The 22,469-nt window shown below is 71.6% G+C and carries 22 protein-coding genes; 10 read left to right on the plus strand and 12 right to left on the minus strand.

The genetic code is table 11. The annotated features are described in order from the left end of the window. The first annotated feature begins 2 nt into the window (after positions 1-2). Together Q1A98_RS05960 and Q1A98_RS05965 are read left to right on the plus strand one after the other, a co-directional pair. On the plus strand, positions 3-1,094 hold the full coding sequence (locus Q1A98_RS05960; RefSeq protein WP_299570862.1) for a diacylglycerol kinase: 1,092 nt from the start codon (positions 3-5) through the stop codon (positions 1,092-1,094). Positions 1,095-1,129: 35 nt separating this feature from the next. After that, the gene (locus Q1A98_RS05965; protein WP_299570865.1) at positions 1,130-1,864 is read left to right on the plus strand and encodes a glucose 1-dehydrogenase; all 735 of its coding nucleotides are present in this window, start codon (positions 1,130-1,132) and stop codon (positions 1,862-1,864) included. A gap of 4 nt (positions 1,865-1,868) precedes the next feature. Here the strand turns inward: Q1A98_RS05965 and Q1A98_RS05970 are convergent, their stop codons facing one another. Next, positions 1,869-2,519, minus strand: coding sequence for a response regulator transcription factor (locus Q1A98_RS05970; RefSeq protein ID WP_299570868.1), 651 nt, complete (start codon positions 2,517-2,519; stop codon positions 1,869-1,871). Beyond that, positions 2,516-3,736, minus strand: a complete 1,221-nt coding sequence (locus tag Q1A98_RS05975; RefSeq protein WP_299570871.1) for a sensor histidine kinase — start codon at positions 3,734-3,736, stop codon at positions 2,516-2,518. The genes Q1A98_RS05970 and Q1A98_RS05975 overlap by 4 nt, the downstream gene beginning before the upstream one ends. 224 nt (positions 3,737-3,960) lie before the next feature. Here Q1A98_RS05975 and Q1A98_RS05980 point away from each other — a divergent pair, with 224 nt between their 5' ends. Both Q1A98_RS05980 and Q1A98_RS05985 read left to right on the plus strand, forming a co-directional pair. Further along, the gene (locus tag Q1A98_RS05980) at positions 3,961-4,545 is read left to right on the plus strand and encodes a hypothetical protein (protein ID WP_299570874.1); all 585 of its coding nucleotides are present in this window, start codon (positions 3,961-3,963) and stop codon (positions 4,543-4,545) included. Then, entirely contained in the window at positions 4,542-5,750 is a 1,209-nt protein-coding gene (locus Q1A98_RS05985; protein WP_299570877.1) for an alpha/beta-hydrolase family protein, read from the plus strand. The genes Q1A98_RS05980 and Q1A98_RS05985 overlap by 4 nt, the downstream gene beginning before the upstream one ends. On the opposite strand, the gene gatA is transcribed toward Q1A98_RS05985, so the two are convergent. Both gatA and gatC read right to left on the minus strand, forming a co-directional pair. After that, complete coding sequence (gene gatA / locus Q1A98_RS05990) at positions 5,723-7,210, minus strand: Asp-tRNA(Asn)/Glu-tRNA(Gln) amidotransferase subunit GatA (protein ID WP_299570880.1); 1,488 nt, start codon at positions 7,208-7,210, stop codon at positions 5,723-5,725. The genes Q1A98_RS05985 and gatA overlap by 28 nt on opposite strands. Beyond that, positions 7,207-7,524: an Asp-tRNA(Asn)/Glu-tRNA(Gln) amidotransferase subunit GatC gene (gatC, locus tag Q1A98_RS05995; RefSeq protein ID WP_299571824.1), complete on the minus strand. Its 318-nt coding sequence runs from the start codon at positions 7,522-7,524 to the stop codon at positions 7,207-7,209. Before gatC ends, gatA begins: the two co-directional genes overlap by 4 nt. Positions 7,525-7,626: 102 nt before the next feature. Between gatC and Q1A98_RS06000 the strand changes: the two genes are divergently transcribed. Further along, complete coding sequence (locus Q1A98_RS06000) at positions 7,627-8,295, plus strand: amino acid-binding protein (protein ID WP_299571826.1); 669 nt, start codon at positions 7,627-7,629, stop codon at positions 8,293-8,295. 36 nt (positions 8,296-8,331) lie between these two features. Here Q1A98_RS06000 and ligA read toward each other — a convergent pair whose 3' ends face one another. Then, positions 8,332-10,452: an NAD-dependent DNA ligase LigA gene (ligA, locus tag Q1A98_RS06005; RefSeq protein ID WP_299570883.1), complete on the minus strand. Its 2,121-nt coding sequence runs from the start codon at positions 10,450-10,452 to the stop codon at positions 8,332-8,334. A 23-nt stretch (positions 10,453-10,475) separates the two neighbouring features. Here ligA and Q1A98_RS06010 point away from each other — a divergent pair, with 23 nt between their 5' ends. Further along, positions 10,476-10,859, plus strand: a complete 384-nt coding sequence (locus Q1A98_RS06010; RefSeq protein WP_299570886.1) for an MmcQ/YjbR family DNA-binding protein — start codon at positions 10,476-10,478, stop codon at positions 10,857-10,859. Between the two features lie 40 nt (positions 10,860-10,899). Next, complete coding sequence (locus tag Q1A98_RS06015) at positions 10,900-11,484, plus strand: L,D-transpeptidase (protein ID WP_299570889.1); 585 nt, start codon at positions 10,900-10,902, stop codon at positions 11,482-11,484. 9 nt (positions 11,485-11,493) lie between these two features. On the opposite strand, the gene Q1A98_RS06020 is transcribed toward Q1A98_RS06015, so the two are convergent. The 7 genes from Q1A98_RS06020 to Q1A98_RS06050 form a co-directional block, all read right to left on the minus strand. Then, entirely contained in the window at positions 11,494-12,525 is a 1,032-nt protein-coding gene (locus tag Q1A98_RS06020) for a vitamin-B12 independent methionine synthase (protein ID WP_299570892.1), read from the minus strand. After that, positions 12,522-13,631 (minus strand): tRNA 2-thiouridine(34) synthase MnmA, encoded by a 1,110-nt coding sequence (gene mnmA, locus Q1A98_RS06025; RefSeq protein WP_299570894.1) that lies wholly within the window; start codon positions 13,629-13,631, stop codon positions 12,522-12,524. The genes Q1A98_RS06020 and mnmA overlap by 4 nt, the downstream gene beginning before the upstream one ends. Positions 13,632-13,634: 3 nt before the next feature. Beyond that, positions 13,635-14,834 (minus strand): cysteine desulfurase family protein, encoded by a 1,200-nt coding sequence (locus Q1A98_RS06030; protein WP_299570896.1) that lies wholly within the window; start codon positions 14,832-14,834, stop codon positions 13,635-13,637. 28 nt (positions 14,835-14,862) lie between these two features. Next, positions 14,863-15,684, minus strand: a complete 822-nt coding sequence (locus Q1A98_RS06035; RefSeq protein ID WP_299570898.1) for a 1-acyl-sn-glycerol-3-phosphate acyltransferase — start codon at positions 15,682-15,684, stop codon at positions 14,863-14,865. A gap of 137 nt (positions 15,685-15,821) precedes the next feature. Continuing rightward, on the minus strand, positions 15,822-16,673 hold the full coding sequence (locus Q1A98_RS06040; RefSeq protein WP_299570900.1) for a GNAT family N-acyltransferase: 852 nt from the start codon (positions 16,671-16,673) through the stop codon (positions 15,822-15,824). Positions 16,674-16,875: 202 nt separating this feature from the next. Further along, positions 16,876-17,832 (minus strand): electron transfer flavoprotein subunit alpha/FixB family protein, encoded by a 957-nt coding sequence (locus Q1A98_RS06045; protein ID WP_299570903.1) that lies wholly within the window; start codon positions 17,830-17,832, stop codon positions 16,876-16,878. 34 nt (positions 17,833-17,866) lie between these two features. Next, the gene (locus tag Q1A98_RS06050; RefSeq protein ID WP_299570905.1) at positions 17,867-18,652 is read right to left on the minus strand and encodes an electron transfer flavoprotein subunit beta/FixA family protein; all 786 of its coding nucleotides are present in this window, start codon (positions 18,650-18,652) and stop codon (positions 17,867-17,869) included. A 220-nt stretch (positions 18,653-18,872) separates the two neighbouring features. Between Q1A98_RS06050 and Q1A98_RS06055 the strand changes: the two genes are divergently transcribed. Genes Q1A98_RS06055 through Q1A98_RS06065 form a run of 3 tightly spaced genes read left to right on the plus strand, consistent with a single transcriptional unit; the run spans position 18,873 to position 22,468 of the window. After that, positions 18,873-19,652 carry a class I SAM-dependent methyltransferase gene (locus tag Q1A98_RS06055; RefSeq protein WP_299570908.1) on the plus strand — a complete coding sequence of 260 codons (780 nt, stop codon included), beginning with the start codon at positions 18,873-18,875 and terminating at the stop codon, positions 19,650-19,652. Between the two features lie 24 nt (positions 19,653-19,676). Further along, positions 19,677-21,215, plus strand: a complete 1,539-nt coding sequence (locus Q1A98_RS06060; RefSeq protein ID WP_299570911.1) for a glycoside hydrolase family 57 protein — start codon at positions 19,677-19,679, stop codon at positions 21,213-21,215. Continuing rightward, positions 21,212-22,468, plus strand: coding sequence for a glycosyltransferase family 4 protein (locus tag Q1A98_RS06065; RefSeq protein ID WP_299570913.1), 1,257 nt, complete (start codon positions 21,212-21,214; stop codon positions 22,466-22,468). Before Q1A98_RS06060 ends, Q1A98_RS06065 begins: the two co-directional genes overlap by 4 nt. The last annotated feature ends 1 nt before the right edge of the window (position 22,469 follow it).

Genomic DNA, 22,469 nt, shown 5'->3' on the forward strand with positions numbered 1-22,469 from the left:
CGATGTCGGTGCGGGTCGCACACGTCGGCACGGGCAACGTCGGTCGCCTCGCCCTCCGGCAGCTGATCACCGATCCCCGTTTAGAGCTCGTGGCCCTGGGCGTGTCGACACCGGAGAAGGTGGGCCGTGACGCCGGCGCCCTCGCCGGGCTCGACACCAACACCGGGATACTCGCCACCGCGGGGCTCGACGAGGTCATCGCCGCCCGGCCCGACTGCGTCGTCTACTGCGCGATGGGTGACACGCGGATGGGCGAGGCGACCAAGGACTGTCAGCGCCTGCTCGAGGCCGGGATGAACGTGGTCGGTTCCGCGCCGGTCTCCTTCCAGTACCCGTGGCAGATCATGCCGGACGCGCTCATCGAGCGGATCGACACCGCCGGCCGCGACAACGGCGTGAGCATGTATGTGACCGGCGTCGACCCGGGGTTCGCCACCGACCTCCTCCCGATCGCGTTGGCGAGCACATGTCAGGACATCCAGTCGATCCGGTGCATGGAGATCGCCGACTACGCGACCTACGACGGCGCCGAGGTCATCTACGACGTCATGGGTTTCGGCACACCCGTCGACGAGCCGCCGCTGTTCCTGCAACCCGGGATCCTCTCCCTCGCATGGGGATCGGCGATCCGACAACTCGCCGACGCGCTCGGGATCACGGTCGACGAGATCGTCGACCACAACGAGCGCGAGCCGGCGCCCGAAGACTTCGAGATCGCCGCGGGGACGATCCGTGCGGGTACGACCGCCGCGATCCGCTTCGAGATCCGCGGCATGGTGGCCGGTGAACCGGTGATCGTGGTCGAGCACGTCACCCGCCTGCGTCCCGACCTGCGACCCGACTGGGCACAGTCGGCGCAGGAAGGTGGGTCGTATCGCGTCGAGATCACCGGGGAACCGTCGTATGTCGTCGACATCTGTCCGACGAGTGCGCACGGCGACCACAACCACGCGGCGATCGTGGCCGCAGCCGGGCGGATCGTGAACGCGATCCCGGCCGTCGTCGCCGCGGAGCCGGGGCTGCGGACCACCCTGGACATGCCGCTGGTCATGAGCCGCGGCGTGGTCCGACCGCCGACCACCCTCGCGCGCTGAGGATTCCGACAACCATCGTCAGAAGGGACACATCCATGGGACGCGTCGACGGCAAGGTCGTGCTCATCAGCGGCGGTGCGCGCGGGATAGGAGCGGCCGACGCCGCCGCACTCGTCGCGGAGGGGGCGGCGGTCGTCATCGGCGACGTCCTCGACGACGAGGGGCGCGCCGCGGCAGAGGCGCTGGGCGACGCAGCCACCTACGTCCACCTGGACGTGACGCAACCGGCCGACTGGGCGGCGGCCGTCGAGACCGCGGTCAGCACCCAAGGGTCGTTGACCGGCCTGGTGAACAACGCCGGTGTCGCCAACGGGGCGACGCTGCAGGACTTCCGGCACGACAAGTGGCAGCAGATCATCGACGTCAACCTCACCGGCACGTTCCTGGGTATGCAGGCCGCGGCCGACGCGCTCACCGCATCGACGAACGGGTCGATCGTCAACATGTCCTCGATCGAGGGCATGCGGGGGACGCCGTGGGCCCACGGGTACGTCGCGACGAAGTGGGCGGTCCGCGGCATCACCAAATCCGTTGCCGCGGAGTTGGCCCCGCATGTGCGGGTGAACTCGATCCACCCCGGGTTGATCCGCACCCCGATGACCGAGGGGATCCCCGACGACATGCTCACCATCCCCCTGGGGCGGCCGGCACAGCCCGAGGAGATCGCCTCGTTCGTCCTGTTCCTGCTCTCCGACGAGTCGTCCTACGCGACCGGGTCCGAGTTCGTCGTCGACGGCGGCGTCATCAACAACATCCCGCACAAGTTCTGACGCGTCAGCGCACCCCGTTCTCGTAGGCGAACACGACGGCCTGCGCGCGGTCACGCAGACCCAGTTTCGCCAGTACCTTCCCGACGTGCGTCTTCACGGTCTGCTCGGCGACGAACAGTGCCGCGGCGATCTCCGCGTTCGACTCTCCCGCGGCGATGTGGTCGAGCACCTCGCGCTCGCGGGCGGTCAGCGTCGTCAGTGAGGCGTCGGCGGCCGCAGACGCCGGTCGACGCCCGGTGACCTCGGCGATGAGACGTCGGGTGACCGACGGCGCCAGCAGGGCTTCGCCGGCCGCGACCACCCGGACCGCGCGGACGAGCTCGTCGGCCGGCGCGTCCTTCAGCATGAAGCCCGACGCCCCGGCCCGCAGCGCCTCGTACACGTAGTCGTCGATGTCGAACGTGGTCAGCATCAACACTTTCGGCTGATGGCCGGAACCGGAACCGAGGAGCGCGCGCGTCGCCGCGAGCCCGTCCATCCGGGGCATCCGCACGTCCATCAGGACGACGTCGGGCCGGAGGCGCCGGACCTCCGCGACGGCTGTCACGCCGTCCGGGGCGTCCCCGATCACCGAGATGTCGGTCTGCGCGGCGAGAAGCGCACCGAATCCCTGGCGCACCATCGCCTGGTCGTCGGCGATGAAGACGGTCGTCACCGCGGCCCCTTGCCCGTCGGGCCATGGCCGACGGCCAGCGCCGGGACCCGCCCGCCCCGCAGGGGCAGCGACGCCTCGACGACGAACTGCGCCGGTTCGCCGTCGCGCGGCGCCTCACGCGGCCCGATCGACGACGAACCACCCACCGCTCGAGCACGTTCGGCCATGCCAGGGATCCCGTGCCCACCGGAGGTGGATGCGGCATCGTCGTGCGGAGGCGTTCTCGGGTTCTCGACCCGGACCACGAGACCGTCGGGGCCGCCGGTCAGGGACACCGTGATCGGGGCACCGGGAGCATGGCGTACCGCGTTGGCGAGGCCTTCCTGCACGATGCGATAGGCCGCGACCGCGACGCCCTCGGACACGGCGGTCGCGTCGATGTCGCAGTGGTGCTCGACGACGACACCGGCCGTGCGGGTCGCGTCGACGAGCGCACGGATGTCGCCGATGCCGGGTGCCGGGGCCTGCGGCACGGTCTCGCCGTCGACCCGCAGCACACCCAGGAGCTGCCGTACCTCGTCCAGTGCCTCGCGTGCCATATCGGCGATCGACTGCAGTTCGGCGTCGGCCTCGGGCCCGATCCCCTCGACGCGGTAGCGGGCTGTCTGCGCCGCGACCACCACCACCGACATCCGGTGTGCGACCACGTCATGCAGGTCACGGGCGATCCGCGCGCGATCGGCGAGGACCGCGGTCCGCGCGTCGGCCACGTCCTTCATCGCGCTCTCCTGGGCGAGATCTCTCCGAGACCGGACCACGACACGCAGGAGACCGCACACGACGAACAGCACGGTCATCCCGGCGATCCACCCGGCGCGCGCCCCGGGGGGCGCCGTGATCGCGAACACCACACACACGCCGAGCCAGGAAAGCGGCAGCGACCGCAGCGAACCCCGCAGCGACGTCATCCCCGCCAACACGACGATCGCGATGATGTGCACCACGGTGATCCGCCACTCCCACCCACCGACGCGCGGGACGGCGACGCCCAGCACGACGGCGGACGCCAGTGAGATGGCCAGCCCGAGATCGGGTCTCGCCCACGCGAGGGCCACCGGGAACGCGGCGAGTCCCGCCGCGACCGGCATCAGGACGACGAGCAGCGAGTGCGTGAGCGGAAGTGTCGGCCAGGCGACGGAGAACAGGACCAGTCCTGCGAGCAGGAACAGCAGGTTGATCCGGCGGCCGAGGAAGGCGACCACCGCGGGGTCCGACATCAGGGGGACGGCACGGAGGTGCGTTCGCACCTGTCGCAGACGTCCCCGGCTCACGATCACAGTGCGACGGTAGTTCCCGCAGCGACCGCTGTCGTCATACCCAGGTAGCAGACCTCTCCCCCGTCGGTCGGAGGGCCTCGGCGTCCGATGTCGCCCCTGCGGGGGTCCGCGGTCGGCCCTCGCGGGCGATGTGCGGCGGCGCCCGCCGTTCCTAGCGTCGCCTCATGGCATCGCACCCACCGCTCACCGAACGTCGAACAGTACTGGTCGCAACACTTCTCGGGATGGCGGCGGTGTTCGTCGTCCTCCTCGGAGACCAGCGACCGGCGACACCCGATCCGGCCGACCTCGCCACCCCGGCCGGCGCCGCGGTGGTGGCGCTCACCGGCCCGCGTCCGATGACCGCGCTCCATGCGCTGGGCGACCCGGAGCACGTCCTCGGGTACCGTCCGTCGATCGTCGACGGCCACCCGGCGAACCCGCACGGTGGGTGCTCGTCCCCGGTGCCGATGCCCGGCCGCTTCGAACCACTGTGCCGCATCCACGACCTCGGCTACGACCTGCTGCGGGCCGCCGCGCGGGCCGGACACCCGTTGGGGCCGTGGGCACGACTGCGCCTCGACGCGAGTCTGGTCGCTGCGATGGACGACAGCTGTCGAGACCCCCTGTGCCGTGCTGCCGCCGAGACCGCGCGGGTGGCGCTGGCGGTGAACACCTGGCGGCAGCGCGACGGCGTGCCGGTGGTCGAGAGCACGCAGACCATCGCGACGTCGGTGGTGGACCGGCTCGTCGTCGCGGTGGCACCGTGAGACCGCCACTGCGACCCGCCGGGACGGTCGGTGCGCTGGCCGGCGCGGCGATCGCTCTGGCCCCGAACTGCCTTCCGCGCGATCAGTCCGTCCAGGTGGTGCTGCTGGGTGCCTCGGTGATCACCGGTGCAGCCGCGGGCACGGTCGTCGGCTGTGCTGTGCGTGGACCGCGCAGGACCGACACCGGCCCCACTGTCGCGCTGACCGTCGTCGCGCTCGTCGTCTACTGCGTGCTCGTGGCCGCGAACACCATGTGGCAGTGGGCGTTGCGCACCGCGATTCCCGGGATGGCGCCACTCGGACCGGGCTGGGTGCCGTGGTCCCTCACGCCGATCCTCGTGCTGTGTGCGCGCTCGGCGCGGACGCAGCGACCTGCCCGGCGACTCGTCGTCGCCGCGGTCGTCATGGCGTCTGTCGCGTCTGCAGGCGTGGCACCCGCGTCGACCGGCGTCGCGGCATCCGCGGCGGCGGGTCAGCCGACCGTCGTGACCGGCACGGTGGACGCACGGAGCGCGGGACCCGTCGCCATCCACCGCGGTGCGCAGGACGTCGTCGCACGGTGGCGTGCGGCCGGCGGGATGTCGCGGCACGCAGTCGTGGTCGCGGTGCCGACCGGGTCGGGGTGGGTGGACCCCGACGCCGTCATCGGGTTCCGGGAGCGGTTCGGGGGTGATGTGGTCGTGGTGTCGCTGGCGTACGACCACCGACCCAGCTGGCGGGCATTCGTGAGTGGCACCGGCCCGGCGATCGCCCTCACCGCCGAGGTCGGCGACGCCCTCGCCACCGCACCCGCGGCGCGCAGACCGGCGCTGTACCTCTACGGGCAGAGCCTCGGTGCGGTCGGGGCCGACGCCGCTCGCCGATGGGCGCTGACGCATCACATCCCGGTCTGTACCACCGTGGTGGTGGGGGCACCGGCGGGAACGGTTGCGCAGCAGGCGGATCGACGCGTCGTCATCGTGAACGGCAGCGATCCCGTCGCGCGGTGGTCACCGTCGCTGCTGTGGGCACCGCCGCACCGGACCGAGCACACCGACATCCCCCGGGCACCGTGGTTCCCCGTCGCGAGTTTCGTGCAGACGAGTGTGGACCTGCTCGGCGCCCTGTCGTTCCCGGCCGGGCACGGCCACCAGTACGGCACCGAACAGGGTCACGTCCCGCTGTGCAGGCGGTCGGATCAGATCGCGCCGCGCGCGGCCTCGTAGGCGGCACCCACTCGGTAGAGACGGTCGTCGGCCTGCGCCGGCGCCATGATCTGCAGACCCACCGGCAGACCGTCGTCGGCCGACAGTCCCGACGGCACACTCATCGCGCAGTTGCCGGCGAGGTTGACCGGCAGGGTGCACAGGTCGAAGAGGTACATCGCGAGCGGGTCGTCGACCTTCTCCCCCAGCCGGAACGCCGTGGTCGGGGTGGTCGGCGAGACGAGTACGTCGACGTCGGCGAAGGCCTTCTCGAAGTCACGGGCGATCAGCGTGCGGACCCGCAACGCCTGGCCGTAGTACTTCTCGTAGTAACCCGACGACAACGCGTAGGTCCCGATCATGATGCGACGCTTGACCTCCGGCCCGAAACCCGCAGCGCGTGTGAGGGCCATGACCTCCTCGGCGGAGTGCGAGCCGTCGTCGCCGACGCGCAGGCCATAGCGCATCGCGTCGAACCGGGCGAGGTTCGAGCTGACCTCGGAGGGGAGGATCAGGTAGTACGCGCCCAGCGCGTAGCCGAAGTGCGGGCACGAGACCTCGACGATCTCGGCGCCCCGCGCGGAGAGCTGGTCCACCGCGGCGGTGAACGACGACAGCACGCCCGGCTGATACCCCTCCCCCGACAGCTCGCGGACGATGCCGACCTTCACCCCCGACAGATCGCCCTCGGCCCCGGCACGGGCCGCGCCGACGACGTCGGGCACGGGCGCGTCGATCGAGGTGGAGTCGCGCGGGTCGTGTCCGGCGATCACCTGGTGCAGCAGAGCGGTGTCGAGCACGGTGCGGGCGCACGGACCGCCCTGGTCGAGCGACGACGCACAGGCGACGAGGCCGTACCGCGAGACGGTGCCGTAGGTGGGCTTCACCCCGACGGTCGCGGTGACCGCGGCGGGCTGTCGGACCGAACCGCCGGTGTCGGTGCCGATCGCCAGCGGCGCCTGGTACGACGCGAGCGCCGCGGCGCTGCCGCCGCCGGAGCCACCCGGGATGCGGTCGGTGTCCCAGGGGTTCCGCGTCAGCTGGTAGGCCGAGTTCTCGGTCGAGCTGCCCATGGCGAACTCGTCCATGTTGGTCTTGCCGAGGATCGGGATCCCGGCCTCGCGCAGACGGCGGGCTACCGTCGCGTCGTACGGCGGCACCCAGCCCTCGAGGATCTTCGACCCGCAGGTCGTCGGGGCATCGGTGGTGGTGAAGACGTCCTTCACCGCGATCGGCACACCCGCCAGCGGCGACACCGGCGCGCTGCCGTCGGCGATCGCGTCGTCGACGGCCCGCGCCGCGGCGAGTGCGGCGTCGGCGCCGACGTGGAGGAACGCCCCGAGGTCACCGTCGATCTCCGCGATCTGGTCGAGGTGGGCCTGCGTCACCTCGACCGAGGAGAGGTCGCGGGAGTGGACGCGCTGGGCGAGCGTCGCAGCGTCGAGACCGGTGATGTCACCGGCCGGGCGGATCGCGGTCACTGCTCCTCACCCAGGATCTGCGGGACGGCGAACCGCTCCTGCTCCACCGCGGGGGCGCCGGAGAGCGCCTCGTCAGGGGTGAGACCGGGTACCGGCTCGTCGGGACGCAGCACGTTGGCGAGACCCGCGGGGTGCGCGGTGCCGTCGGTGTCGCTGACGTCGACCTCGGAGATCTGGGCGACGTGGGTGAGGATCGAGTCGATCTGACCGGCGAACTGGTCGAGCTCGTCGTCGGTCAACGCCAGCCGCGACAGCCGCGCCAGGTGGGCGACCTCGTCCCGGGATATCGCAGACACGCCAGGGTCCCTTCTCAGGTGGAGTGGAGTACCCGACAACCCTAGTGGGCCGGCCGTCGCACCCGGCCGGCGGACGTGCGCCGCACGGGCGGACGGCGACGCGTGCCCACCAGTGCGAGACTGTCCGGCGTGTCCTATCTGTTGCGGGTGTACCTGCAGGACCGTCCCGGGAGCCTCGGCCTGCTGGCGGTCTCGTTGGGTTCGGTCGGGGCCGACATCCTCTCGCTCGACGTGGTCGAGCGCGGCGAGGGCTACGCGGTCGACGACATCGTCGTCGAGGTCGCGCGCGGGTCGCTGCCGGACACCCTGATCACCGCGGCAGAGAACATCGACGGCGTGCGTGTGGATTCCATCCGGCCCTACACCGGCGTCCTGGAGACCCATCGCGAGCTCGAACTCGTCGACGAGATCGCCCGCGCCACCGGCGGGGCGCGCATGCAGCTGCTGGTCGACCTGGCGCCGCGGGTGCTGCGGGTGTCGTGGGCGATGGTCGTCGGTCCGGCCGCCGGTGGCGTGGTGCAGTTGTTCGGCAGCTCGAGTGCGCCCGAGACACCCCTCGGCGACGGCGACTGGTTGCCCGTCACCGAGCCGGTACAGCTCGACCCGGACGCCTCCTGGGTGCCGCAGCCGTGGCGCGACATCGACACCCGGATGGCGGCCGCGCCGATCGGTTCGGCGTCCAAGGCGTTGCTGCTCGGCCGCTCCGGTGGTCCGGACTTCCGCCCGTCCGAGCTGGCGCGCGTGGGCTATCTCACCCGGATCGTCACCACGGTCCTCGCCACCAGCTGAGGCGCGCAGGTCTGTGCTCCGGGCGCCCGCTGACCATCAGTCGGCGGGACCCTCGGGATCGGCGTCGTCATCGGTCTCGGGTGCCGGCGGTGGTCCGTCGGCGAGGAGCCGGGTGAATCCGTCCTCGTCGAGGATCGGGACACCGAGTTGCTCGGCCTTCTCCGCCTTGGTGCCGGGTGATTCGCCGACGACGACGTAGTCGGTCTTCTTGGAGACGGACCCCGACGCCTTACCGCCGCGGACGAGGATCGCCTCCTTGGCCCCGTCGCGGCTGTAGTCCTGCAGCGACCCGGTGACGACGATGGTGAGGCCGGTCAGGGTCCGCGGGACGGACTCGTCGCGCTCGTCGACCATCTTCACCCCGGCCGCGCGCCATTTCTCGACGATCTCGCGGTGCCAGTCGATGGTGAACCAGTCGACGACGCTCTGTGCGAGGATGGCGCCCATCCCCTCGGCCTGGGCGAGCGCCTCGACGTCGGCGTCCTCGATCGCCTCGAGCGATCCGAACTCGGTGGCCAGCGCGCGCGCCGCGGACGGACCGACGTGCCGGATCGACAGGCCGACCAGCACACGCCACAGCGGCGCCGACTTGGCGTTCTCCAGGTTGGCGAGCAGCCGCTTGCCGTTCGCCGACAGCGCCCCCGCCTTGGTGGTGAACAGCGGCACCCGCGTGAGGTCGTCGGCGGTGAGCGAGAACAGATCGGCCTCGTTCTCCAGAACGCCCGACGTCAGCAGGGCCGTCGCCGCCTCGTACCCCAGCGCCTCGATGTCGAACGAGCCCCGCCCCGCGATGTGGAAGATCCGCTCCCGCAGTTGCGCCGGGCAGGACCTGCTGTTCGGGCAGCGGATGTCGGCGTCGCCCTCCTTCTCCGGTCGCAGCTCGGTGCCGCACTCGGGGCAGTGCGTGGGCATGACGAACTCGGTCTCGCTGCCGTCGCGGAGGTCGACGATGGGGCCGAGCACCTCGGGGATGACGTCACCGGCCTTGCGGATGGTGACGGTGTCGCCGATGAGGACGCCCTTGCGTTTGACCTCCGACGCGTTGTGCAGCGTCGCCATCGAGACCGTCGAGCCGGCGACCAGCACGGGGGCCATGCTGGCGAACGGCGTCACCCGACCGGTCCGCCCGACGTTGACCTTGATGTCGAGGAGCGTGGTGGTCGCCTCCTCGGGCGGGTACTTGTAGGCGATCGCCCACCGCGGCGCACGTGACGTCGACCCCAGCCGGCGTTGCAGCGACGTGCGGTCGACCTTGACGACGATGCCGTCGATCTCGTGCTCGACGTCATGGCGGTGCTCGCCCCAGTAACTGATCTTCTCCAGGATCTCGTCGACGGTCGACAGCTTCGTGGTGTGCGTCGAGACGGGCAGACCCCAGGCCGCCAGCGCCAGGTAGGCGTCGTGCAGGGACTCCGGCGCCCAGCCCTCGAGCTTGCCGATGCCGTGGCAGATCATCCGCAGACGGCGCCGAGCCGTCACCTGCGGGTTCTTCTGCCGCAGCGACCCGGCGGCCGAGTTGCGGGGGTTGGCGAACGGCGCCTTGCCGTCGTCGACGAGGGACGCGTTGAGCGCCTCGAAGTCCTCGAGGCGGAAGAACACCTCGCCCCGGACCTCGAGCACCTCGGGGATCGGGTACTCGTCCGACGTCGTGAGGGTGGCGGGGATGTCGTCGATGGTCTTCGCGTTGAGGGTGACGTCCTCACCGGTGCGACCGTCGCCGCGGGTGGTGCCGCGCACGAGGTGCCCGTCGCGGTACACCAGAGCGAGCGCGACGCCGTCGATCTTCAGCTCGCACAGGTAGTCGAGCCCGGCCCCGGCGTCGGCCTCGACCCGCGACACCCAGGTGCGCATCTCGTCGGCGTCGAACACGTTGTCCAACGACAACATCCGCTCGAGGTGGTCCACCGCGGCGAACTCGGTCGCGAAGCCACCGCCGACCAGTTTGGTCGGCGAGTCGGCGACGGCGAGTTCGGGGTGCTCGTCCTCGAGACGCTGCAGGCGCTTCAACAGCTCGTCGAACTCACCGTCGGTGATGGTCGGCGAATCCTTGACGTAGTACCGGAACTGGTGCTCGCGCACCTCGTCGGCCAGCGCCGTCCACTGAGCGCGCAGATCACCGTCCTCCACGTCGACGACGATAGTCGCGCGATCCGACATCTCCGGCCCTACCATCGCCTGCGATGCCGCACCCGATCATGTTCGACGACGCCGACCCGCTGCTCGCGCGGGTCCGCGAGATCGCGCTGGCGTTCCCCGAGGCCACCGAGGTGATCGCGCACGGTCGGCCGACGTTCCGCTGCGGGAAGGTCTTCGCCCACTACGGCGGCTCGGTGAAGGGCGGCGACCGCCGCGAGCACTCCGTCCTGGTGAAGCCCGACCCCGCGGAGGCACGCGCTCTCGCCGACGACCCCCGGTTCTTCCTTCCCGCCTACCTCGGTCCCGCCGGGTGGCTCGGACTCGACCTCGATGCCGCCACGCCCGACTGGGCGGAGGTCCGCGAACTCGTCGACGCCAGTTTCCGGCTCGTCGCACCTGCCCGGTTGGTCCGGGATCTCGATTTCTGACGACTCGGTCCCCGGCGCACGGTGTGGAATCCTGGTCGCCATGCGGGGAGCGGTGCGGGACTACTGGTGGGCCGCGCTCGTCGTGCCGCTGTCCGTCGTCCTCACCGTCGTCCTCATCGGGGGCGCAGGACGTCACGACGACGGCCGCACCGAGACCGTGTCCGCGGCGGTGACGTCGTCGGCCCCCAGCGCGACACCGACACAGTCGGCGCAGCAGATCGCCGACGCACAGGCCTGCCGCACGACGTCGGGACCGCGCACCGTCGCGGTGAGCATCGGCAGACAGCGGATGTGGCTGTGCTCCGGCTCGTCGACCGTGGTCGCCTCACCCGTCACCACCGGTATCGACACGCCGATCGACCGCACCCCGGTCGGCTCCTGGACGATCATCGACCGGGAGACCGATCGGTTCCTGGTCGGACCCGACTACCGCGTGTTCGTGCACTACTGGCTGCAGTTCTTCGGCGACTACGGATTCCACGACTCGCCGTGGCAGGACTTCCCCTACGGCGACCCGAGGTATCGGTCGTCGGGTTCGCGTGGATGCGTGCACGTCCCGGAACCGATGATGGCGCGGCTCTACGACTGGGCGACGCTCGGCACGCGCGTGACCATCAGCGCCTGACCGCGTCGTTCAGCGGTGGTGCAGCTCGTCGGCCACCGCGGTGCAGACGGCGAGCACGGCCGCGGCCCGCTCCGACGACACGCCCGCCAACCCGCAGCTCGGGGTGACGAGCATCTGCTCCGACAACACGGAGTGGTCGAGCCCGATGGTGTCGGCGAGGGCGACGAGACGGTCGGTGACGTCCTCCGCCTGCTGCACCGGTCCCGGCCCGGCGGCGGGCACCGCACCGGCGAGGACGACCCGACCTGCGTCCACGGCCTCGCCGAGTCCGTCGAGGTCCTCGGTGCGCGAGCGGCCGGAGCCGAGCCGGCCCAGGTCGAGCGAGAGGCCCCACAGAGGCGTCTGAGCGGCGACGTCCCACGGGAACGCCTCACCGCAGTCGTGCAGGACCACCGGTGCACCGACGCCCTCGCAGAGCGCCGACAGGTGCTCGGCGACCACGGCGGGTGGGATGGCGCGGACGGTGTCGAAGCGGGACAGCGGGGTCACGGTTCCCGCGACGACGGACTGCAACGCCGGCTCGTCGATCTGCACGAGCACCCGGGCACCGAGACGCTTCGCCAGCTCCCGGACGTGGTCGGCGATGCCCTCGGTCAACGATCCGACGACGTCGGTCCAGGCCCCACGGTCGGCGACGGCCTTGTGCCCCGTCGCCGTCTCGACACCGGCGGCCAGGGTGAACGGTCCGGTGACCTGCGTCTTCACCCAGGCCTCCGAGCCGCCGAGACCTCGCGTCTCCCAGATCTCTTGGAGCGCGTCGAGGTCGGCGCGCAAGAGGTCTCGTGCGCTGCGCCGCAGGCCCGAACCGGCCCCGGCGAAACGGAAGCCGTGGATGCCGACGTCCATCGGCATGTCGACGAGCAGCGCGGCACAGCGTCCGAGCATGTCCGACGCGAGCCCACGAGCGGGCAGCTCGGGCAGATGCATCAGTGCGACCTCGCCGGCGACGACGTCGGCGGCCGACCGTGGATCGGTGCCGGGCATCGAGCCGATGCCCGTGGCCACGCCGGTGGGTGGGCCCGACGAGGCGGGGGTCGTCACGCTGCGCTGATCCGGCCACGCGGCGGTGCCGCGCTGATCCGACCGCACCCGATGACGCGGTCGCCGGCCTCGGCGTCCGGGGCGTAGAGCACCGCCGCCTGCCCTCGGGCCACCCCGGTGAGCGGCTCGTGCAGGTCGACCACGATCCCGGCGCCGTCGTCCACGGCGCGCGCCGTCGCCGGCGCGAGACCGCCGTGCGCGCGGACCTGCACGACGCAGTCGACGTCGCCGCCGGGCACGGAGCCCGACGTCCAGACGGCGCGCTCGGCACGGATCTCGGTGACCGCGAGGTCGGCCGAGGTCCCCACGGTGACCGTCGCGGTCTCGGGGTCGATGGCGGTGACGTAGCGGGGCGCTCCGTCGGCGGCGGGTGCCTCGATGCCGAGTCCCTTGCGCTGCCCGATGGTGAAACCGTGGATGCCGTCGTGCTCGGCGAGGGTGTCGCCGGTGGTCCTGTCGACGACGAGGCCCGGACGGACGCCGATCCGCGCGCCGAGGAACGCGCGCGTGTCCCCGCTGGGGATGAAGCAGATGTCGTGGGAGTCCGGCTTGTCGGCGACGGTGAGTCCGCGCTGCGCGGCCTCGGCCCGGATCTCCGGCTTCGGGGTGTCGCCGACGGGGAACATGGCGTGCGCCAACTGATCCGCGGTGAGGACGGCAAGGACGTACGACTGGTCCTTGTCCGCGTCGACGGCGCGGCGCAGCACCCCGTCGTGCAGACGGGCGTAGTGGCCGGTCGCGAGTGCGTCGAACCCGAGCGCGCGCGCCCGGTGGGCCAGCGCCGAGAACTTGATCTTCTCGTTGCAGGTCAGGCACGGGTTCGGGGTGAGGCCGCGGGCGTACGCGTCGACGAACTCGTCGATGACGTCGTCCCGGAACCGCTCGGCGAAATCCCAGACGTAGAAAGGGATCCCCAGCACGTCGGCGGCGCGGCGGGCGTCGTCGGCGTCCTCCCGGGAACAGCATCCGCGACTGCCGGTGCGCAGCGCACCGGGCGCGGTCGACAGGGCCAGATGCACACCGGTGACGTCATGGCCGGCGTCGACCGCGCGTGCCGCGGCCACGGCGGAGTCGACACCACCGCTCATCGCTGCCAGCACACGCATCGCTCAGCGCTCCCCGACGCCGGCCATGCCCGCGACCCGCGCGCGGTCGGCGACCTCGCCGAGAACCGCGGCGACGGCGTCGATCTCGGCGTCGGTGGTCGTCGGGGCGAGCGAGAACCGCAGGCTGCTGCGGGCGTCGGCGGTCGACATGCCCATGGCGAGCAGGACGTGGCTGGCCCGGGCGACCCCGGCGGTGCACGCGGACCCGGTGGAGCACTCGATGCCGTTGGCGTCCAACAGCATCAGCAGGGAATCGCCCTCACAACCGAGGATGGACACGTGGGCGTTGCCGGGCAGACGCCCCTCCCCGATGGGTCCGTTGACGACGCAGTCGGGGACGGCGCCCGCGACGTCGAGGAGACGGTCGCGACGCGCGGCGACGCTGCGCATGGTCGACGGCAGCTCGTCGACGGCGATCCGCAATGCGGCGGCCATGCCCACCGCGGCAGCGGCATCGGGTGTTCCCGAGCGCACATCGCGCTCGTGGCCACCACCGTGCAACAGCGGGACGCAGTCGACGTCGCGGCGCAGGACGAGGGCGCCCATGCCGTGCGGCCCACCGAACTTGTGCGCGGCCAGGCTGAGAGCGCTCACACCGACGGCACCGAGATCCACGGGGATGTGTCCGACGGCCTGGATCGCGTCGGTGTGCAGCGGCACACCGAACTCCGACGCGATGGCGGCGAGCTCGGCGATCGGCTGGATGGTCCCGACCTCGTTGTTGGCCCACATCACCGACACGAGCGCGGTCTCCTCGCCGTGCACGGCGAGCTCCGCCCGGAGCTCGGCCGGGGACACCCGGCCGAGTGCGTCGACGCCGAGGACGACGAGCTCGGCATCACCGCGATCGGCGAGCCACTGCGCCGGATCCATCACGGCGTGGTGTTCGACGGCGGAGATGACCACGCGACGCCGACGCGGGTCGGCGGCGACCCGCGCCCAGAAGATCCCCTTGACGGCGAGGTTGTCGCTCTCGGTGCCACCGGCGGTGAACACGATCTCCGACGGGCGGGCTCCGATGGAGGACGCGATCGACTCGCGGGCCTCCTCGAGGTGGCGACGCGCTCGTCGACCGGATCCGTGCAGGGAGGAGGCGTTGCCCGCGTCGGCGAGGATGCGGGTCATCGCCTCGACGGCAGCCGGGTGCATCGGCGTGGATGCGGCGTGATCGAGGTAGACGGGCGTGCTCAGCGGGTCGGCCATGACCGACCCAGGATACCGGCGGGCCGTGTTACGCCGCGCCCGCGGGGACCTCGTCGTGATCGTGCTCGCAGACCGCCGCGACCAGTGCGGACAGAGGCGGAGGGGACGACGACAGCACGGTGAGCGCCTCGAGCGGGTCGCCGTGGCCGTCGGCGGCGCCGAAGACGAGCCGTTCGCACCGTGCGGCCAGCGCACGGCGGTCGTCGCCGGGCAGCTGCAGCTCGTGGATCCGCACGACCACCCGCAGCCCGCGGGCTCGCAGGACTCGCCGGACGGTGTCGAGGAGGTCGTCGTCGCCGATGAACGCCGGCACCGTGGCCACCGTCCCGTCGGCGTGCCGGAACCCGACGTGCACCGGGATCACGGGCATCCGGGCGTCCACGGCGGCCTGGAATGTGGCGGGGCGGAAGCGACCGCCCGCCCGCCCGCACCAGGTGGTGCCCTCGGGGAACACCCCGACGGCGTCGTCGTCGTACAGCCCGGCGGTCATCGTGTCGATCGTCGCGGGCAGCGACCGGAGCGCGGCGCGATCGATGCCGATCACCCCCAGACGCCGCGCCAGGTCGCCGACGACGGGCCAGCCGAGGATCTCGGCCTTCGCGACGAACCGCGCCGGGACGACCCCGGCGATGGCCACGATGTCGAGGAACGACGTGTGGTTGGCCACCACCAGCCCGACGCCGCGACCGACGTGCGGGCGACGGTCGTCGACCTCGAACCCGATGCCCAGCGCCGCCAGCAGTCCGCGGGCCGCGCCGCGCACGTAGCGTCGTCGGATCGGACGGGGCGCCGGGGTGACGAGCAGACCACCGACGACCACCGCGGTGGCGGTCGCCGCGAAGCGGGTCACGCGGAGGGCTACCCCGAGTCGCCCCAGGGCCGGGCCGGCGGGGCGGACGCAGCTGGCGTCGCAGGGGCTGGCGGGGAACCAGGCATGGGTGGTCCGGGCGGAGGTTGTCGGGGCAGGGACGGTCGGGGTGGGGGCGGTCATCGGCGTGCCGCCTCGACGTCGCAGCGGTCGGCGAGCGCGCGGAGTCGGTGGAGGTAGCGCAGGTCGGCGGTCTGCCGGTCGAGGACGGTGACGAAGTCGCCGACGCCGAAGTCGACGTCGTGGGCCGGTTCGCCGCAGATCCGGGCGCCGATGCGCAGGTAGCCGGCCATCAGGGGCGGCACTGACAGGGTCGGTGGGGGCGCGATGTCGTCGAGCCGCAGCCCGTCGATCACGACCGGGCGGTGCGGGAACACCTGCCACGACGCCTGGTGCCGGTCGCGGACAAGGTCGCGTACGCCGCGGATGACGGCGCCCGGGGCGACCCCGTCGCCGAGGTCGACCGGTACCGAGGTGCACCCGGCGACATAGCGGTGGCCGGTCTCCTCGAGGTAGCGCAGGATCCCCGACCACATCAGCGACAGCACCGACCCGGTGCGGTGACCCTCGGCGACGCAGGCCCGTCCCATCTCGACGGTCTCGGCGGCGATGGGGGCGAGCTCGGTGAGGTCGAACTCGCCGGCGCCGTAGAGCCCTCCGGCCGCGATCGCCCCGCCAGGCGTCAGCATCCGGTAGCAGCCGACGACCGCCTGGTCGACGCTGTCGCGGACCAGCAGGTGGTCGCAGAAGTCGTCCCATCGGTCGGCGTCACGGCCGTCGACCGCGCCCGCCATCGCGGTCGCGAAGCCCGGCTCGGTCGAGAACACCGAGTGCCGAAGGCGTTGCGCGGCCTCGATGTCGACGGGGCGGGTGGTCAGGTGCAGGGTGTAGCGCGGCCCGCGCAGGAGAAGGCGGGATCGCCGCGTGGGCGACGTGGTGTGGGTGGTGCCGTCGAGCAGTGTCGTCGCCATGGGCACAGGTCTATCGAGCGGATCGGGCGTCCGCGCTGCACCGGTGTGTCATGTCGGTGGAGGGGTGATGAACTCCCGACCGGCCGGGTTACGCAGGGCCGACGGGCACGTGACCGACGCCGCCGAACGCACCGCGGCCCCCGGGACACGAGGTCTCGGGGGCCGCGGAGAGCGGTACGTCAGGCCCTGGGGCCCGGACGTGTCACTTGCGCTTCTTGACCTCTTCGGTCAGCTGCGGCGCGACGTCGAACAGGTCGCCGACGATGCCGTAGTCGGCGATCTCGAAGATCGGGGCCTCTTCGTCCTTGTTGACGGCCACGATGGTCTTCGAGGTCTGCATGCCGGCGCGGTGCTGGATGGCACCGGAGATGCCGAGCGCCACGTACAGCTGCGGCGACACGGTCTTGCCGGTCTGACCGACCTGGAACTGACCCGGGTAGTACCCGGAGTCGACGGCCGCACGCGAGGCGCCGACGGCGGCACCGAGCGAGTCCGCCAGTTCCTCGACGACCGAGAACTTGTCCGCGCTGCCGACACCGCGGCCACCGGAGACGACGATCGACGCCTCGGTGAGCTCCGGGCGGTCGCCGCCGACGATCGGCTCGACCTTGGTGATCTTCACGGCGTTCGCGGCCGGGGCGGGCACCTCGACGTCGACGCGCTCGCCGGCGCCGGCCTGGGGCTGCGCCTCGACGCCACCGGGGCGGACCGAGTAGATCGGGATGTCACCCTTGGGCTGGGCCTCCACGGTGAACGCGCCACCGAAGATGCTGTGCACGCCGGTCTTGTCGTCCTTGATGTCGATGACGTCGTAGAGGATGCCCGAGCCCAGGCGCACGGCCAGGCGTCCGGAGATCTCCTTGCCGTCGGCCGTGGCGGCCACGATGATCGCGGCCGGCGAGGCCTGCTCGGCGACCGAGGCCAGGATGTCGACCTTGGGGCTGATCAGATAGCCCTCCACGTCGTCGGACTCCGCGACGTAGATCTTCTCCGCGCCGGCCTCCTTCAGGCCGTCGACGACGCCGTCGGCGGTGCCCGGCTTGCCGGCCACGACGACCGACGGGCTGCCGAGCGCCCGCGCGGCGGTGATGAGCTCGTTGGTGACCTTCTTCAGGCCGCCCTCTGCGTCGAGCTCGGCGAGAACCAGTACTTCTGCCATGGTGTGTTGCTCCTCGATGTCGGGTCGGGCGGTCTCAGATGATCTTCTGGCCGACGAGGTACTCGGCCACCTTGACGCCGCCGTCGCCTTCGTCGGTGACGCGCTCGCCGGCGGTCTTCGGGGGCTTCGGGGTGTTCGACGTGACCGTCGAACCTGCGTTCTCCAGACCGACGTCGGTGGGCTCGACCCCGATGTCGGCGAGGGACACGACCTGCACTTCCTTCTTCTTCGCGGCCATGATGCCCTTGAAGGACGGGAAGCGGGGCTCGTTGATCTTCTCGTTCACGCTCACGATCGCGGGCAGCGTCGCCTCGACGTGCGTGATGCCGTCGTCGGTCTCGCGCTCACCGGTGAGGCTCTCGCCGTCGACGGTCAGCTTGCGCATGTGCGTCAGGTGCGGGAGCTCCAGGTACTCGGCGATCATCGACGGGATCGCGCCACCGCGGCCGTCGGTCGCCTCGTTGCCGGCGATGACCAGCTCGACGCCCTCGACGGTGCCCAGCGCGCGGGCCAGGACGTAGGCGGTCTGGACGGCGTCGGAGCCGTGCATCAGGTCGTCCTTGATGTGGATCGCCTTGTCGGCGCCCATCGACAGCGCCTTGCGGATCGCGTCCGTGGTGCGCTCCGGGCCGGCCGACAGGATGGTGACCTCGCCGCCCGAGGCCTCCTTGATCTGCAGTGCCTCTTCGACGGCGCGCTCGTTGATCTCGTCGAGGACGGCGTCGGCCGCCTCGCGGTCGAGCGTGTAGTCGCCATCGGACAGCTTGCGCTCCGACCATGTGTCCGGAACCTGCTTGATCAGTACGACGATGTTCGTCATGGTCTTCTTCGACCTCCACTCAGCGGTTGTGAACTCACCGTAAACTTACTGCCCGGTAAGGTAAAGCATCCACTCTCCATTCTAGCCACGGCATCGGCCGCCTCGGCACCACGTCTGCGCAGGTGAAACGCGATGCTGGACGAATCCGCCACCAGACCCGAGACATCGGTCACATCCTGGGGCGACGGGTGTACCGGACGTGGCCGTTAGGCTCCCGCAGATGACCAACGCAACCGACGCCCCCGAGCCGACGCTGGTGCTCACCGGCGAGCGGACCGCGCCGGGGATCGCCGAGGAGAACTACTGGTTCCGTCGGCACGAGGTCGCCTATGCCCACGTCGTGGAGCTGTGTCGCGGCAGGCGTGTTCTCGAGGCCGGCTCCGGCGAGGGGTACGGCGCGGACATGCTGGCCGCGGCGGGCGCCGACGTCGTCTGCGTCGACTACGACGACGCGGCCGTCGCGCACTCGCGTGCCCTCTACCCCCGCCTCACGGTGCACCAGGCGAACCTCGTCGACCTGCCCCTGCCCGACGACGACGTCGACGTGGTCGTCACCTTCCAGGTCGTCGAACACCTGTGGGATCAGCAGCGATTCGTCGCCGAGTGCCGTCGGGTGCTGCGGCCGGGCGGTCTTCTCCTGATGAGCACGCCCAACCGCCTCACCTTCTCCCCCGGGCGTGACACCCCGCTCAACCCGTTCCACACGCGGGAGCTGTCGGCCACCGAGCTCACGGAGTTGCTGGCCGGTGGCGGATTCACCGTCAGCCAGATGCTCGGCGTGCACCACGGGTCGGCGCTGCGCGCGTTGGACAAACGGTGGAACGGGTCGTTCGTCGACGCGCAGATCGAGCGCGCGATCGCCGGCGAGCCGTGGCCGTCGGCTCTCGCGGCCGACGTCGCCAGCATCCGCACCGACGACTTCGAGATCCACCCCGACGACGCCGAGGGACTGCGCGGCATCGATCAGAGCCTGGATCTGCTGGCCGTCGCCACCGCATGACCCCACACCGATGAACCCAGAGCGATGAGCGCGTCGACGGTGCCGGGGCGGTTCGCCCTGGTGCTGCACTCGCATCTGCCGTGGTTGGCCCACCACGGCGCATGGCCGGTGGGCGAGGAATGGCTCCACCAGTCCTGGGCGGCGTCGTACATGCCGTTGTTCGCGGCGCTGCGGCGACTCGCCGACGACGGTCACCGCGACCTGCTGTCGCTCGGGATGACCCCGATCCTGGCGGCGCAGCTCGACGACCCGTACTGCGGTGAGGCCATGCACGCCTGGCTGGGGTCGTGGCGCACGCGAGCCCACGAGGCATCGGTCGTCGGGGCCGTCGGCGCCGACGAGACCGCCGCCGCACTGGGCCGTCGTGAGCACCGCGCCGCCGACGACGCCCTCGCCGACTTCGAGACCGGTTGGCGCCATGGGGCTTCCGCGATCCTGCGCTCACTCGTCGACGGCGATGTCGTCGAGCTGCTGTCGGGTCCGCTCGCCCACGGTTTCGCGCCGACGATGGACCCGCGGGTACGCCGCTTCTGTCTCGACGAGGGCCTTGCCGACACGAGGAGCCGGATCGGACGGCGCCCCACCGGCATCTGGGCGCCCGAGTGCGCCTTCGCACCCGGGATGGAGGAGGACTACGCCGCCGCCGGCGTGACGCACTTCCTCGTCGACGGCCCGGCGCTGCGCGGCGACACCGCGCTGGCGCGACCGGTGGGGTCGTCCGGCGTGGTCGCCGTCGGGCGCGATCTGGAGATCAGCTACCGGGTGTGGTCGCCGCGGTCGGGGTACCCGGGACACGCCGCATACCGCGACTTCCACACATGGGACCACCGTTTCGGGTTCAAGGCGTCGCGGGTCACGGGGCGGTCGGTGCCCTCGGAGGGCAAGGCCCCCTACGACCCTGATCGCGCCCGGCGAGCGGTCGACGGCCACGTCGCTGACTTCGTGCGCCACGTCCGGAGTCGCCTGACCTCCGAGTCGGCGCGCATCGGTCGGCCGGCGCTCGTCACCGCCGCGTTCGACACAGAACTGTTCGGGCACTGGTGGCACGAGGGGCCGCAGTGGCTCGAGGCCGTGCTGCGGGCTCTGCCCGAGGCGGGGGTTCGGGTGAGCAGCCTGCAGACCGCCGTCGACGACGGGTTCGTCGGCGCGCCTGTCGATCTCGGCCCCTCGAGCTGGGGTTCGGGCAAGGACTGGCGGGTGTGGGACGGGCCCGCCGTGTCCGATCTGGTCCGTGTGCAGCGCGAGGTGACGGGCGCCGCACTCGACAGCGTGGCCAAACGCCTCGACACCGGTGCGGCACTGCGTGATCGCGTCGCCGACCAGATCGTCCGGGAGACCGTGCTGGCGCTCGCGTCGGACTGGGCGTTCATGGTCTCCAAGGACACCGCCGCCGACTACGCGCGTGAGCGCGCGTTCACCCACGCGCACGCGGCCCGGGAGATCGCCGACGCGGCCGACCGGGGCCGCGAGGAGACCGCCGTCCGACTGGCCGACGCCTGGCGACGTGCGGACGGTCCGTTCGGCGCGCTCGACGCCCGCCGTCTGCTGGGGGCCGCCTCGTGAAGGTGCTCATGGTGTCGTGGGAGTACCCGCCGGTCGTCGTCGGCGGGTTGGGCCGCCACGTCCATCATCTGAGCGTCGCGCTCGCCGCCGCAGGCCACGAGGTGGTCGTGCTGTCCCGGCGACCCTCGGGGACCGACGCTCTCTCCCACCCGACCATCGACACGGTGGTGGAGGGGGTTCGTGTCATCGCGGTGGCCGAGGATCCGCCGGACTTCGAGTTCGCCCGCGACATGATGGCGTGGACACTCGCCCTGGGCCATGCCCTGATCCGCGCCGGACTGGCGATCGGGGACGACGACGGTTCGCGGTGGGTGCCCGACGTGGTGCACGCCCACGACTGGCTGGTCGCGCACGCCGCGATCGGCCTGGCCCAGCTGCATGATGTCCCATTGGTGGCGACGATCCACGCGACCGAGGCCGGGCGACACAGCGGGTGGGTCGCCGGGACGATCAACCGGCAGGTGCACTCGGTCGAATGGTGGCTGGCCGCCGAGGCGGACGCACTCGTCACCTGTTCGGCCTCGATGCGCGACGAGGTGGCGCGCCTGTTCGGCCCGGACCTGTCCGAGATCCACACGATCCACAACGGGATCGACGTCAGCACATGGCCGTTCAGTCCGCGGCGTCCGCACGACGGGCCGCCTCGCCTGCTCTACGCCGGGCGTCTCGAGTACGAGAAGGGTGTCCAGGACCTCATCGCCGCCCTGCCCCGCCTCCGTCGCACCCACCCCGGCACCACCCTCGACATCCTGGGTGACGGCACGCAGGAGACGTGGTTGCGTGACCTCGCCCGCAGGCACCGGGTGGTGCGCGCGGTGCACTTCCGCGGCACGGCGGACCACGCCGGGCTCCTGTCCGCGCTGCAGCGGTGCGACGCGATCGTGCTGCCGAGCCGCTATGAGCCGTTCGGGATCGTCGCCCTCGAGGCCGCCGCGGTCGGCGCACCCCTGGTGACCTCCACGGCCGGGGGTCTGGGCGAGGCGGTCACCGACGGTGTCACCGGCATGGCCTTCGCACCGGGTGACGTGACCGGACTCGCGGCCGCCGTGCGCGCGGTCCTCCTCGATCCCGCGGCCGCGCAACGCCGCGCTCATGCCGCCCGCGAACGGCTGACCGCCGACTTCAGCTGGCGACTCGTCGCGACACGTACCGCCGAGGTCTACCTGTCGGCGAAGCGCCGTGTGCGCCATCCGATCGGCAGGCCGGTGATCGCCACAAGGCCGCTGCCCGATCGTGACGTCGGCTCCGACTGAG

Source organism: uncultured Williamsia sp. (assembly GCF_947494875.1).
GTDB lineage: Bacteria > Actinomycetota > Actinomycetes > Mycobacteriales > Mycobacteriaceae > Williamsia_A.

Coding starts and splice junctions, on each gene's coding strand:
- Q1A98_RS05960 (WP_299570862.1), top strand. CDS start 3: ATGTCGGTGCGGGTCGCACACGTCGGCACGGGCAACGTCGGTCGCCTC.
- Q1A98_RS05965 (WP_299570865.1), top strand. CDS start 1,130: ATGGGACGCGTCGACGGCAAGGTCGTGCTCATCAGCGGCGGTGCGCGC.
- Q1A98_RS05975 (WP_299570871.1), bottom strand. CDS start 3,736: ATGTCGGACCCCGCGGTGGTCGCCTTCCTCGGCCGCCGGATCAACCTG.
- Q1A98_RS05980 (WP_299570874.1), top strand. CDS start 3,961: ATGGCATCGCACCCACCGCTCACCGAACGTCGAACAGTACTGGTCGCA.
- ligA (WP_299570883.1), bottom strand. CDS start 10,452: ATGTCGGATCGCGCGACTATCGTCGTCGACGTGGAGGACGGTGATCTG.
- Q1A98_RS06010 (WP_299570886.1), top strand. CDS start 10,476: ATGCCGCACCCGATCATGTTCGACGACGCCGACCCGCTGCTCGCGCGG.
- Q1A98_RS06015 (WP_299570889.1), top strand. CDS start 10,900: ATGCGGGGAGCGGTGCGGGACTACTGGTGGGCCGCGCTCGTCGTGCCG.
- mnmA (WP_299570894.1), bottom strand. CDS start 13,631: ATGCGTGTGCTGGCAGCGATGAGCGGTGGTGTCGACTCCGCCGTGGCC.
- Q1A98_RS06030 (WP_299570896.1), bottom strand. CDS start 14,834: ATGGCCGACCCGCTGAGCACGCCCGTCTACCTCGATCACGCCGCATCC.
- Q1A98_RS06040 (WP_299570900.1), bottom strand. CDS start 16,673: ATGGCGACGACACTGCTCGACGGCACCACCCACACCACGTCGCCCACG.
- Q1A98_RS06045 (WP_299570903.1), bottom strand. CDS start 17,832: ATGGCAGAAGTACTGGTTCTCGCCGAGCTCGACGCAGAGGGCGGCCTG.
- Q1A98_RS06050 (WP_299570905.1), bottom strand. CDS start 18,652: ATGACGAACATCGTCGTACTGATCAAGCAGGTTCCGGACACATGGTCG.
- Q1A98_RS06055 (WP_299570908.1), top strand. CDS start 18,873: ATGACCAACGCAACCGACGCCCCCGAGCCGACGCTGGTGCTCACCGGC.
- Q1A98_RS06060 (WP_299570911.1), top strand. CDS start 19,677: ATGAGCGCGTCGACGGTGCCGGGGCGGTTCGCCCTGGTGCTGCACTCG.